General features: G+C 72.6%; 8 protein-coding genes. 5 read left to right on the top strand and 3 right to left on the bottom strand.

From position 1 onward, the window contains the following. Positions 1–3: 3 nt before the first annotated feature. The 4 genes from ABD333_RS36095 to ABD333_RS36080 are packed head-to-tail and all read left to right on the top strand — an operon-like array spanning position 4 to position 7,115. Entirely contained in the window at positions 4–1,518 is a 1,515-nt protein-coding gene (locus ABD333_RS36095) for an ABC transporter substrate-binding protein (protein WP_344547066.1), read from the top strand. Beyond that, entirely contained in the window at positions 1,515–2,450 is a 936-nt protein-coding gene (locus tag ABD333_RS36090) for an ABC transporter permease (RefSeq protein WP_344547065.1), read from the top strand. The genes ABD333_RS36095 and ABD333_RS36090 overlap by 4 nt, the downstream gene beginning before the upstream one ends. Further along, the gene (locus tag ABD333_RS36085) at positions 2,447–4,669 is read left to right on the top strand and encodes an ABC transporter ATP-binding protein/permease (protein WP_344547064.1); all 2,223 of its coding nucleotides are present in this window, start codon (positions 2,447–2,449) and stop codon (positions 4,667–4,669) included. Before ABD333_RS36090 ends, ABD333_RS36085 begins: the two co-directional genes overlap by 4 nt. Continuing rightward, entirely contained in the window at positions 4,653–7,115 is a 2,463-nt protein-coding gene (locus ABD333_RS36080; protein ID WP_344547063.1) for a methyltransferase, read from the top strand. Before ABD333_RS36085 ends, ABD333_RS36080 begins: the two co-directional genes overlap by 17 nt. On the opposite strand, the gene ABD333_RS36075 is transcribed toward ABD333_RS36080, so the two are convergent. After that, positions 7,100–8,026: an NAD(P)/FAD-dependent oxidoreductase gene (locus tag ABD333_RS36075; RefSeq protein ID WP_344547062.1), complete on the bottom strand. Its 927-nt coding sequence runs from the start codon at positions 8,024–8,026 to the stop codon at positions 7,100–7,102. The genes ABD333_RS36080 and ABD333_RS36075 overlap by 16 nt on opposite strands. A gap of 42 nt (positions 8,027–8,068) precedes the next feature. Between ABD333_RS36075 and ABD333_RS36070 the strand changes: the two genes are divergently transcribed. After that, the gene (locus ABD333_RS36070; RefSeq protein ID WP_344547061.1) at positions 8,069–8,800 is read left to right on the top strand and encodes a thioesterase II family protein; all 732 of its coding nucleotides are present in this window, start codon (positions 8,069–8,071) and stop codon (positions 8,798–8,800) included. Between the two features lie 63 nt (positions 8,801–8,863). On the opposite strand, the gene ABD333_RS36065 is transcribed toward ABD333_RS36070, so the two are convergent. Then, positions 8,864–9,904 carry a saccharopine dehydrogenase NADP-binding domain-containing protein gene (locus ABD333_RS36065; protein ID WP_344547060.1) on the bottom strand — a complete coding sequence of 347 codons (1,041 nt, stop codon included), beginning with the start codon at positions 9,902–9,904 and terminating at the stop codon, positions 8,864–8,866. Next, the gene (locus ABD333_RS36060) at positions 9,901–11,877 is read right to left on the bottom strand and encodes a phosphopantetheine-binding protein (protein WP_344547059.1); all 1,977 of its coding nucleotides are present in this window, start codon (positions 11,875–11,877) and stop codon (positions 9,901–9,903) included. Before ABD333_RS36060 ends, ABD333_RS36065 begins: the two co-directional genes overlap by 4 nt. Positions 11,878–11,887 lie beyond the last annotated feature (10 nt).

Raw genomic sequence — 11,887 nt, 5'->3', positions numbered from 1 at the left:
CCCATGAAACCCCTCCACGCGGGCGCGTTCACGCTCGCCTTGGCCGCCGCCCTCACTGCCGCCGGCTGTGGTGACGGCGGCTCCTCAGGTGCCGGGCACGCCGGCACGACGCTCCGGTACGTGGCGGTCGGCGCCCCGGCCACGGCCCTCAACGACCCGCATGGCGGCATCGGCAACCAGTCTGACCTGACCCGCTTCGCCCTGCTCTATGACGTGCTGGCCAAGCCGGGCCCGAACGGCACGACCGAGCCGAGGCTGGCGACCGCCTTCGAACCCGATGCCCGGCTGACCACCTGGACGGTCCGGCTGCGCGCGAACGCGGCGTTCACCGACGGCCGGCCGGTTCGCGCGGCGGACGTCCTCTTCTCGCTGCGCCGGATCCACCAGAAGGCGGCCGAGAACTTCGGGCGCCTGCAGATGTTCGACATGGCGAAGGCGCGCGTATTGGACGACCACACGGTGACGCTGGTCACGACCAAGCCCTACGCGGAGGTGCCCCGCGCGCTGGAATCGGTCACGTTCGTCGTCCCCGAGGGCACGACCGCGTTCGGCAAGCCGGTCGTCGGCTCAGGCCCGTACAAGATGGCCGGTGGCAACGCCCAGAACGCCGTGCTGGAACGCAACGACAAGTGGTGGGGTCCGCAGCCGCCCACCCGCCGCATCGAGATCAGGGCCGTGCCCGACCCGCAGGCCCGTGCCCAGGCGGTGCTCTCCGGCCAGGCCGACGTCGCGGGCAGCGTGAACCCGGCCACGGTGCGGCAGGCCGCCGGAAACCGTTCGGTCAAGGTCGTCCACCGGCCGGCCGTCACCATGTACCCGTTCGTGATGCGGCTGGACCGCGAGCCGTTCGACGACCCGCGCGTGCGCGAGGCGGTCAAGCTCGCCGCCGACCGCAAGGAACTGCTCGACAAGGTCTTCCTGGGCTACGGCAAGGTCGGGAACGATCTGCTCACTCCCGCCGACCCTTCCAGTCCTGCCGGCGTGCCTGAGCGGGCCAGGGACATCGCGCGTGCCAAGGAGCTGCTCGGGCAGGCCGGCCACGGAGACGGCCTGAACCTGACCCTGTCGACCACCACCTCCTACCCCGGCATGGACACCGCGGCGACCCTGTTCGCGCGGCAGCTCGGCGAAGCCGGGATCAAGGTGCGGGTGAAGACGGAGCCGCCGGACACCTACTGGACGAAGGTGTTCGCCAAGAAGGACTTCTACACCGGCTTCTTCGGGGGCATCCCGTTCACCGACGTCGCCCGTGTCTCCCTCCTCGGTGACGCGCCCACCAACGAGACGGCTTGGCGAAAGCCCGACTGGGACGCCGCCTACGAGAAGGCCATGGCGGTGAAGGACGACGGGCGGCGGCAGCGCGAACTCGGCGCCCTGCAGCGGCGGCTTCGCGACGAGGGCGGCTACGTGGTCTGGGGGGTCGGCGATGGCCTGGACCTGGCCGCCTCCAAGGTGAGCGGCCTGCCGAGCGGACCCGGCTTTGACAGCGTCTTCATCGAACGGGTCCGCCTGGGATGATGATCCGCGTTCTCGTCGGCGCCCTCGTTCGTGCGGCGGTCCTGCTCGCCGCCGTGTCGATGCTCGTCTTCGGCGCCACCGAACTGCTGCCGTCGGACGCGGCCGAGAACCGCACCGGCGGAAGGGCCACCGACCAGCAGCTGGCGGGGCTGCGCGAGGACCTCGGTCTGGACCGCCCGGCCTGGGAACGCTACCTGGGCTGGGCGGCCGGGCTCCTGCGCGGCGACGCCGGCCGTTCGCTCACCACCGATCGTCCGGTGAGCTCCCTGCTCGCCGAGAGGCTGCCCGCGTCCCTGACCCTCGCGGGCTGCGGTCTGGCGGTGGCCGTTCCGCTGGCGCTCGTGCTCGCCGGGCTGGTCGGGACGGCACCGCCACGGCTGCGCCGTTCCATCACGGTGGTCACGACGACCCTGGCGGCGATACCGCAGGTCGTGTTCGCCGCCGGACTCGTCGTGATCTTCGCTGGTGTGCTGACCTGGCTGCCGCCGGTGTCGCTGCTTCCTCCGGGTGAACCGCCCTACACGCGCCCGGAGCTGCTCGTGCTCCCGGCTCTCGCGCTCGCCGTCCCGGCCGCGGCGTTCGGCGCCGGTCTGCTCGGTGGTGCTGTGGCCGATACGGTCAGCCGTCCCCATGTGCGCGACGCGGTGACGCGCGGGGTTCCGCGGTGGCGGGTGGCCGTCCGGCACGTCGTGCCGTTCGTGCTCGCCCCGGCCCTGCGGGTGCTGGCTCTGATCACCGGTGGCCTGCTCGCCGCGACCGCGGTCGTCGAGGTCCTGTTCGGCTACACCGGGTTGGGTGAGCTGCTGGTCAGCTCTGTCGGCACGCGCGACGCGCCGGTCGTGCAGGCCGTGGCGATGCTGACGGCCTCGACCATGCTGATCGGGCTGACCGTCGCCGACGGCGTGGCGGCGCTCACCCGGGACGGCCGGTGAATCCCCGCCGGCTTGGCGCGATCGTGCTCGGCGCCACCATGCTGGCCTGCGCAGTCTGGGCCGGGACGCTCGCTCCGCACGACCCGGCGGCGTCCATGGGACTGCCATGGACACCGCCCGGGGGGCAAGCGCCGCTCGGGACCGATTCCGCCGGACGCGACGTCCTGTCCCGCCTGCTGGCAGGAGGGCGCGAGATCACCCTGACCGCCCTGGCCGCCGCCCTGGTGGCGGGCCTGGCCGGTCTCGCCGGAGGGCTGGCGGCGGGCTGGTCCGGTGACTGCCGGTGCGGGCGGCTGCTCAGCGGGCTCGCGGACCTGCTGCTGGCGGTGCCTTTCCTGCTGGTGGCCATCGTGCTCGCCGTCGCCCTCCCCGTTCCCGCGGCCGTCATCGCCGGGACGGTCTTCGGTGGCGCGCCTCTGGGCCTGCGGGTGATCCGCGACCTGGTCGGGCACGTCCGCGGCGCCGGCTACGTGGAGGCCGCGCGTGGGCGCGGAGAACGGCCTGCCGTCATCCTCGTCCGGGAGGTTCTGCCGTCGCTGGCCGGTGCGGCCTCGGCCGACGTGATCCTGCGGTTCGTTCTCGCGATCCAACTGGCCGCGGCGTTCGGGATGCTCGGCCTGGACACCGGACCGTCCGAGCCCGACTGGGGACTGATGCTCCGGGAGAACCTCCCTGGCGCCGCCCTCAATCCCTGGGCACTGATCGCCCCCGCCATGGCACTGACCCTGCTGGCCCTCACGGCCGTCGCGGTGGTGCCGGGTCCGGTGCGGGCCCGGTCCGCGTCCCGGCGCGGGTCCCGGCGAGGAGCCACATCGAGGGCGACGACGGCCGATGTCGGCGGTCCCGGTGCCACGTTCGCCGCAGAGGGGCTGACCGTCGTGGATCAAGCGGGCAGGCCGATCGTCACCGGTCTCGGCCTGCGCGCGGACGCCGGAGAGGTGGTCGCGCTCGTGGGCCCGTCCGGCGGCGGCAAGACCACGATGGTGCGGGCGGCACTGGACATTCTCGGGCCTGGGCTACGTCGGGAAACCGGCACCGTGACGTGGCAGGGCACCGAGGTGAGAGCGTCGCGCCGCTGGCGGCGCGCGTACGTGGGGATGCTGGACCAGGACCCGGCGGTGACGCTGAACCCGCTGATGCGGGTGGGCGCGCTCGTTCTGGAGGGCAACGACCGGACTCCCACCGAGGCGCGCGCCCTTCTGCGCGCTCTAGGACTGGACCCCGGCCGTATCTGGAACCGGCGTCCCCGCCAGCTCTCCGGCGGCCAGGCCCAGCGAGTCGCCCTCGCCCGGACGCTGCTGGGTGATCCGCCGCTGCTGATCCTCGACGAACCCACCAGCGGTCTCGACCCCGCCGCGCTCGACCTGGTGGCGAAGGCGCTCGAACGCAGGCGGGGAGACGGCCGCTCGGTGACGCTCGTGATCTCGCACGACAGGGAGTTCGTGGGCCGCGTCGCCGATCGTGTCGTCGAGATCGGCGCCTCCGCCGCTCCGCGCCCGGTCGTCGCCGGGACCGGTGCGCGTCCAGAGGCCTTCCCCGTCCTTGCGGCCACGAGAATGAGTCTCAGCCACGGTGGTGTGCCGCTGCTCGGCGACGGCGCGCTGGCTGTTCATCCCGGTGAGCTCGTCGCGATCGTCGGCCCCTCTGGAAGCGGCAAGAGCACCCTGCTGCGGACCTTGGCCGGCCTTCACGCGCCGGACGCGGGAGAACTGTCCCTGCGCGGACGCCGGCTCGCCTGGCCGCTGGCAGAACGCGATCAGTCGTCGCTTCAAGCCGTCCAGCTCGTCACCCAGGATCCGGCCGGGGCGCTCAATCCCGCCCACCGCGTGCGCACCGCGCTGTCGCGCCCGCTGCGGACGTTCGGCCTGGAGGGAGACGTCCCCGATCTGCTCGGCCGCGTCGGGCTGGACCCCGCGCTCGCCTCGCGGCGGCCAGGGGAGCTGTCGGGTGGGCAGCGGCAGCGGGTCGCGCTGGCCCGCGCACTCGCCGCCCGGCCGGCGGTCCTGCTCGCCGACGAGATCACCTCCGCCCTCGACGCCGCCACCGCCGCGGCGCTGGTGCTCCTGCTGGCGGAGCTCCGCGCCCGCGGGCTGGCGGTGCTCCTGGTCACGCACGACCACACCATCGCCGCCGCGGCGGACCGGGTCCTCGATCTTCACGATCAGGCGCTCACTCCGCGGCCCCCCGTACGAACGGAGATCGATGACCGTGCCCGATGACAGCGAGATCACCAGGCTCCTGACCGGCCACCCCTGGATCGGCGCCGCCCAGGTCGACCCGGGCGGCCGTACGGTCCGGGTCCGGGCCGCCGAGTCCGCCGTCGCGGTGCGGCCGGCTCTCGGCGGACTCGTCGAGGAGTTCCTCGAACACTGGAGCGAGGTGTACGAGTGGACCTACACCAAGGGCGAGAACCGGCATGCCGACGACCTGGACCTGTCCGGCTGGCGGGCGTCCGACACCGGAGAGCCGCTTCCGGTCGGGCACATGCGCGAGTGGATCGGCCACACCGTGGAGCTGGTGCTGAGCCTGAAGCCCCGATGGATCCTGGAGTTGGGCTGCGGCACCGGTCTCCTGGCCCACCGGCTCCGTGACAGGGTGTCCGGCTATGTCGGCACCGATGTGGCGGACGCGGCCGTACGAGCACTGACCGCCGAGGCCGAACCCGGCACCGCCTTCGTGCGCGCCGCCGCCCACGAGGCGGGGTCGCCGCAGGTGCGGATGGCGCTGGAGACGGTCGGTTGCCCGCAGGCACGACCCGACTGCGTCGTCCTGAACTCGGTGACCCAGTGCTTCCCCGGTGTCGACTACCTGCGTTCCGTCGTGCAGGACGCCGTCGAACTGGTCGCTCCGGGGGGAACGATCGTCGTCGGTGACGTCCGTGACGCGCGCCTGCTCCCGGACTTCTGCCAATGGGTCGAACGGTCGCTCGACCCGGCCGCCACAGCCGGGGACCTGGCCCGCAGGGCGGCCGAACGAGCCGCTCGCGACCCCGAGTTCCTGTTCGATCCGCCGCTGCTGGCCGGGCTGGCGAGGGAGGCCGCGGCGGAGACCGGGCGGGCGATCGGGATCAGTGTGCATCCCAAGACCATGAGCACCCCGACCGAGCTGACCCGCTACCGGTTCGACGCCGTCCTGCACGTGGACGTCCCCGGCTCGCCGCAGGTGGAGGTGGAACGCTGGAACGACCTGAGGGGGGACCGGTCCGCCGCGTTGTCGCTTCGCCTCGCCCGAGGCCCCGTGCGCGTCGAGGGCATTCCGAGCACCATGACCGGCGCCGCGCTCAAGGCGATTGTAGGCGGCCGCGCCGCGATCCTCGCCGATCCGAGCGATCCCACCGTGTACGCGCTGGTGGCCCCGCCTGAGGCGGCCCCGGTCCCGGTCGGCACGGTCATCGCACCGGGAACGGCGCATGAGCCGTTCGCCGCGTTCGTCGCGAGGCGCCTGCCGGAGGTGGCCACGGCCCTGCTGCGCCGGACCGGATCGACGGCCGCCTTGACGATGGTGGCCGAGGACCTCACGGGCCCCGAAGACCGGGCCGCCCGGGCGGGCGCGCGGTCGGTGAGGAGCTCGGACTCGGCCGCCATCCCCGGATTCCTGCGACGTCTCGACGAGGTCGCGCTCTTGGCGATGGCCGCCACCCTGCGTTCGGCGGGTCTCGCCCGGCGAGGCCCGTCGCGCACGTCCGAGGAGATCTGCGATGAGTTGCGGGTGGCCGGCCGCCATCGCTGGATCGTGCGCCGCTGGCTCGACGTGCTCGTAGCCGAGGGTCTGCTGGCCCGGTCGCCGGACGGCACCTATGGAGAACTGCGGCGGGTCCGCCGATCGGAGGCCATCGACGCCGCGGCCGGCCTGGAGGCCGCGGGAGAGGAGATCGGTTATCCGGCGGAGACGACCCGGTTCATGGTCACCGCGATGATCCGGCTCCCCGCGCTCCTGCGGGACGATCTGCGGCTGCAGCAGCTGCTCTTCGCCGAAGACGACACCGCGGACGGCGCGTACCGCGAGAACACCGTGAACCGCTACCTGAACGGCGCGGCGGGCGAGGTGATGCGCTGGGCGCACGAGACGTCGTCGCGAGCCCGGCCGCTCCGCGTTCTGGAGCTGGGGGCGGGGGTGGGCGGCACGACCACCGACGTCCTGGCGGCGCTGGCCGGGCGTGAGATCGACTACCTCTTCACCGACGTGTCGCGCTACTTCCTCACGCTCGGCCGGAAGCGCTTCGGCGGACGGCCGGGAGTCGGCTTCGAGCTCTTCGACATCAACCACGTCGGCACGCGGCAGCCCCGGCCCCCGGCCTCCTTCGATGTCATCCTTTCGGCCAACGTGCTGCACAACGCTCGCGACATCCGGGCCACGCTCGAACAGCTCGCCGGCCTGCTGAGCCCTGGCGGCCTCTTCGTCTTCATCGAGACCACCCGGGAGCTCTCCTCGATCCTGACCTCGATGCAGTTCCTGATGTCGCCCCGCCCGGGCCAGGACCGGCTGGACCCCGCCGACCCGAGGGCCGGCGGCGACCGCGTGTTCCTGACCGGGGACGAGTGGCTGGAAGAGCTGACACGATCCGGTCTGGAACCGCTGTTCAGCCTTCCGCACTGCACGCATCCCCTCGCCGCCGCCGGCCTTCGCCTTTTCGTCGCCCGTGCGGCGCGTCAGGCGGGGGAGTAGCCCAGATCAGAACGGAACAGGTCTCCTTCCATCCAGAGTGCGGCACGAACGCCGTCGGCGGCGCCCAGGGAGACCAGGGTGGCGGCGTCCGGGACGGCGGGGAGCTTGGCGGTGTCACCGGCCGCCGCGACTCCGGCGACCGTGGTCTCCTGGAGCTCGTTCACCCGCACGGTGCCATCGGGCTGGATCTCGCAGCCGAGCTGCGCCGCCAGGCCGGTGTGCTGGCGCGTCGGGGCACGGTGGTAGATCGCTTCACGGGCCAGCGAGCTTCCATCGGAGAAACGGAGCTCCAGGGCACCCGGGTCTCCAGTGATCCGGGACACCGGGGACTCGATGACCTTGATCTTCCGCTCGCCGAGCTTCCCGGCGAGCTCCGCGGGCAGGTCCCGTGGTCCGTCCGTGCAGAGGACGACGTCGTCACTGAACCGGTCGGCGACGTACAGGGCGAGCATCGCCTCCATCGGCTCGTGCGTCAGCACGGCGAGGGATTTGCCGCTCGTTTCCCAGCCGTGGCAGAACGGGCAGTGGAAGACGCTGCGTCCGAAACGTTCGGCCAGTCCATCGATCTCGTACGGTTCGTCCACTTGGCCGGTCGCGAGAACGACGCGGCGCCCGCGTTCGGTCGTGCCGTCGGCGAGGTCGATCTCGAAGTCGTCCTTGGTGCCGCGGGCGGCCACGGCCACACCGGATCGGACCTCGACGCTGGGATAGGCCGCGAGTTCGTCGCGGCCGAGTGCGAGGAGCCGGGCGGGCGGGAACCCGTCGCGGCTCAGGTACATGTGCATCTCGGCCGCCGGCGCGTTGCGGGGCCTGCCTCCGTCGACGAGCAGGACCGCCCGCCGCTGCCGTCCGAACACCAGTGCGGCGCTCAGCCCGGCCGGCCCGCCTCCCACCACGATCACGTCGTACATCGTCGCCCTCCTAGGCCGAAATCTGATATGAAAACGATTATCATGACTGAGTCGAGTTTGCGCTGTTTCGTTCCCCGTCCTGGGGCCGCACTGAGGCTGATCTGCCTTCCCCACGGCGGCGGCGGGGCGAGCATGTACGCGCCGTGGCCGGAGCGGCTTCCGCCGGAGATCGAACTGCATGCGGTCCAGTACCCGGGCCGCGAGGACCGGCTGGGTGATCCGTTCCCGGAGAATCTGGGGGCACTGGTCGACACGCTGGCTGACGCCGCCATGCCGCTGGCACACGGTCGCTACGCGCTGTTCGGGCACAGCATGGGCGCGACGGTGGCCTATGAACTCGTGCACGCGCTGGTCGCGCGAGGCGCCCCCGAGCCCGTTCGCCTGGTGGTCTCGGGCAGGGAGGCACCGCACGACGAACGGGGCGGGCAGGTGCACCGGCTCGATGACGACGGGCTGCACAAGGAACTGATGAGGCTCGGCGGCACCACTCCGGAGGTGCTGGAGAGCCGGGGCCTGCGCGCGATGATCCTGAAGTACGTCCGCGAGGACTACCGGCTGATCGAGACCTACCGAGCCCGCGATCTGCCGCCGCTGGGATGCCCGGTATCGGTGTTCCTCGGCGATGCCGACCCGGATCTCACGGTGGCCGAGGCGTCCGGCTGGCGCCGCGTCACGCAGGGACCCGCGGAGGTCCGGGTCTTCCGGGGCGGCCATTTCTACCTGGTGCCGCAGCGCCACGCGGTCATCGCGGCGCTGCGGCGGGCGCTGGCGTAGGGCCGGTCGCGGAGTTCGGCAGGTCACGGACCGGCGCGGCCTCGTTCATCGATTTTCTTCCTTTCAGAGCAGCTCGACGCCGGTGACCAGTGGGTCGGAGCGCAACCGGTCGAGCACGGCGGACGGGTCGAGGACCTCGGCCGCGAGATGGGCACCCGGCTTGATGCGGCCGTCCAGGACGTCGATGGCGGTGAGGGCGGCGACGACGCCGCTCAGCGCATAGGAGTCGGGCGTCCGCAGGATCAGGCGTCGCGGCACGCCGGGCACCGGGTCGCGCGGCACCGCCTGGAACAACATCGTGTAGTAGGGGCCGGTGGCCGCGAGGTCGGCCTCGGCCGCGGCGACGACCTCGGGAACGTGGCGTTCGAGCGGGCCGTCGTCGGCCCAGGCGGCGGCAAGGGCACGCGGGACGCTCTCGGTGACATAGACGGTGTGGTTGCGCAGTTCGCCGATATCGAGCTCCGCCGCCAGCCTCGACGTCTCGGCCGACAGGAACGGCCAGGCGTGAACCTGCCCGCGGAATCCGGGCAGCGAGACGGACCGCAGCGGCTTGAGAGCGCCGGGCACGATCTCGCCATCGCGCCAGGCCGCCAGGGCCAGGCCGAACCGCGGGCCCCGCGTCAGCAGGGCGTCCACCGCCGACAGCTCACCGATCCGGGCGGCGCCTCCGACATAGATGTCCAGCCGGGCCAGCGGCCCGGTGGCGAGCAACCGGGGAAGCAGCCCCGACAGTCCAGGCATGAGACCGGCCGAGAACACCGCGGCACGGTGACCTGGCGGGTCGCCGAGGGCGTCGAGCGCGACCAGGTCTCCCGCGGCGTCGACGTAGTGCGCTCCGGCCGTCAGGGCGGCGCGTGCCACCAGATCGAGGACCTGGTAAGACGGTCCGGCGCAGTTGACGACGACCTCGCATCCCGAGCAGAACTCCGCGAGGCTGTGCGGATCGTGCAGGTCGACCCGCATCGGCGTCGAATCCGGAGTGGTGCACGCCGCGGCCGCGCGGTCCAGGGCGCGGCCGCCGACACGAAGCGTGTGGGCACCGAGGCGGTCCGCGACCACCCGCCCCACGGTGCCCGCGCCGCCGAGCACCCCGATCACCGTCATCGCCCGGCCCTGGCCCGGACGGCCGCCGCCAGGCCCGCGACGGTGGGCGCGTCGAGGAAGTCGCGGACGCTGGGAACGCTCTCGACCTCCTTGGCCAGTCGTGCCAGAGCCCGTACGGCCAGCAGGGAGTCGCCGCCCAAGGTGAAGAACGCGGCCGCCCGGTCCAGCACCGGCACGCCCAAAAGTTCTTCCCACAACAGGCTGATCCGCTGTTCCAGCTCGTCGCGGGGTGGGCCGGCCTCGGGCGAGACGCCGCGTTCGGGCAGCCGGGCCAGGGTGGTGCCGGAGTCTTCGGCGGCGTCGAGAGCGGCGGGCAGGTCGACGACCTGGTCCCAGCCCGCCCCGTCGGCCAGCGACTCGACCAGCCGGACGAGCCCGGCGTGCGCGCCGTCCACCTCACCGGCGTCGAACAGCTCCTCGACCAGGGAGAACACGATCGCCATCTCGTCGAGCATCTCGTAGAACCGCACCTCCAGCGCCACCTGCGGGGTACGCAGCTGGTGGTAGAAGTCGGCGAACTCCAGGTCGCCGAGCGGCCCGGCGGAGGCGGCCTGGGCCTCGCCGACCGCCGCGTCCATGCCGAGCGTGCTCTGGAAGACGACCGGGCCGATCGGGCGGGTCGTGCCGCGGCGTCGTGCCAGCTCGCGGGAGACCTCGACGCCGGAGACGAGGTTGTGCGCGGTGCTCTCGGTGAGGAGCCGATGCGCCGCGGTCGCCAGCTCGGCGAAGGTACGACCCGTTCCGAGCTCGACGGGGAGCAGCATCGTGGCGGCGAACGCGCCGACGACCCGGTGGATGTCGGGATGCAGGGGGAGCCGGTTGAGCTGCAGGGAATTGAGGAGCATGCGGCGGTGCCCCGCCCAGCGGGAGAGCACGACCCCGAAAGCCGCCAGCATCGCCGCGGACGGGGTGACGCCGCGCTCGGCGCACTGTTCGCGCAGCCTCGTCCAGCGTTCGGGGGACAGGCGCGCCTCACGGGTCCCCATGGTCGTCGGCCGTACGTCGCGCGGGTCGGCCCGCAGCGACAGTGCGGGCGGTGGCGGCGCGTCATCGAGCCGCTCCCACCACCAGTCCCGATCCGCCGACCACGGCTCGGTGTGGCGCAGGCGATCCAGAGAGGTGACGTAGTCGCCGAAATCGACCTCCAGCGGCGCGAGCACCGCGTTCCAGTCCGCGGCGAGCACGAGCAGTTCGCGGTTGAGGAGCGTCGCGGACCAGCCGTCCATGGTGAGCAGGCTCATCGCCGTGTGCAGCCGGCCGCGCCCTCCCGGCAGGAGGCTCAGCCGGATGTCGATCCCAGGTCCGGCGAGCGGATTCGGGCCGGTGGTGCTCATCTCGTGCCGGATGTTCGCCAGCGTGCGGCGTCGCTCCGCATCGTCCGCCTCGCGAAGGTCGTAGACGCGGGGCAGGGGGATCGCGCCGGGAGCGTCGGGAGGCAGGATGTGCTGCGAGCCGTCCGCGGTGATGCGGGCGCGCAACATGGGCTGGTGGAGGGCCAGGCGTTGCAGGGCGTCCTCCAACGCCTCGGCGGCCTCCTCCGGGTCCACGTTGGTCAGCCCGACGTCGCCATAGAAGTGCGCGGACTCGTACGAGAGCTCCCATCCGTCGTGCTGGCCGACGAAGTAGCCCTGCTGCAGCGGCATCAGCGGGAACGCCGCCTCGGGATCCGCCCGGCGCCGGATCTCGACCGGCAGGGCGCGGACCGCCGCACCGCCGGCCGCCCGGCGCGCGACCAGATCCGCCAGAGCGGCCAGAGTGATCTCCACGGTGACGTCCGACAGCGCGAGCTCCACCGCCAGGCGCTTGCGGACCAGGGCGGACATCCGTACGGCCAGCACCGAGTCGCCGCCGAGCCGCAGGAAGCTCGCGTCGGGCGCGATCTCCGCCGGATCGAGGCCGAGCAGCTCGCCCCAGATCGCGTTGAGCTCGGCCGTCACGTCCGGCTCGGCGGGGGATTCGGTCAGGGGGGTCATCGGCTTTCCA

The sequence above is a fragment of the Actinomadura fulvescens genome (genome assembly GCF_039533225.1).
GTDB classification, from domain to species: domain Bacteria; phylum Actinomycetota; class Actinomycetes; order Streptosporangiales; family Streptosporangiaceae; genus Spirillospora; species Spirillospora fulvescens.
This window is presented reverse-complemented; position numbering and strand designations above follow the sequence as displayed.

Coding starts and splice junctions, on each gene's coding strand:
- ABD333_RS36090 (WP_344547065.1), top strand. CDS start 1,515: ATGATGATCCGCGTTCTCGTCGGCGCCCTCGTTCGTGCGGCGGTCCTG.
- ABD333_RS36065 (WP_344547060.1), bottom strand. CDS start 9,904: ATGACGGTGATCGGGGTGCTCGGCGGCGCGGGCACCGTGGGGCGGGTG.
- ABD333_RS36070 (WP_344547061.1), top strand. CDS start 8,069: ATGACTGAGTCGAGTTTGCGCTGTTTCGTTCCCCGTCCTGGGGCCGCA.
- ABD333_RS36060 (WP_344547059.1), bottom strand. CDS start 11,877: ATGACCCCCCTGACCGAATCCCCCGCCGAGCCGGACGTGACGGCCGAG.
- ABD333_RS36095 (WP_344547066.1), top strand. CDS start 4: ATGAAACCCCTCCACGCGGGCGCGTTCACGCTCGCCTTGGCCGCCGCC.
- ABD333_RS36080 (WP_344547063.1), top strand. CDS start 4,653: ATGACCGTGCCCGATGACAGCGAGATCACCAGGCTCCTGACCGGCCAC.
- ABD333_RS36075 (WP_344547062.1), bottom strand. CDS start 8,026: ATGTACGACGTGATCGTGGTGGGAGGCGGGCCGGCCGGGCTGAGCGCC.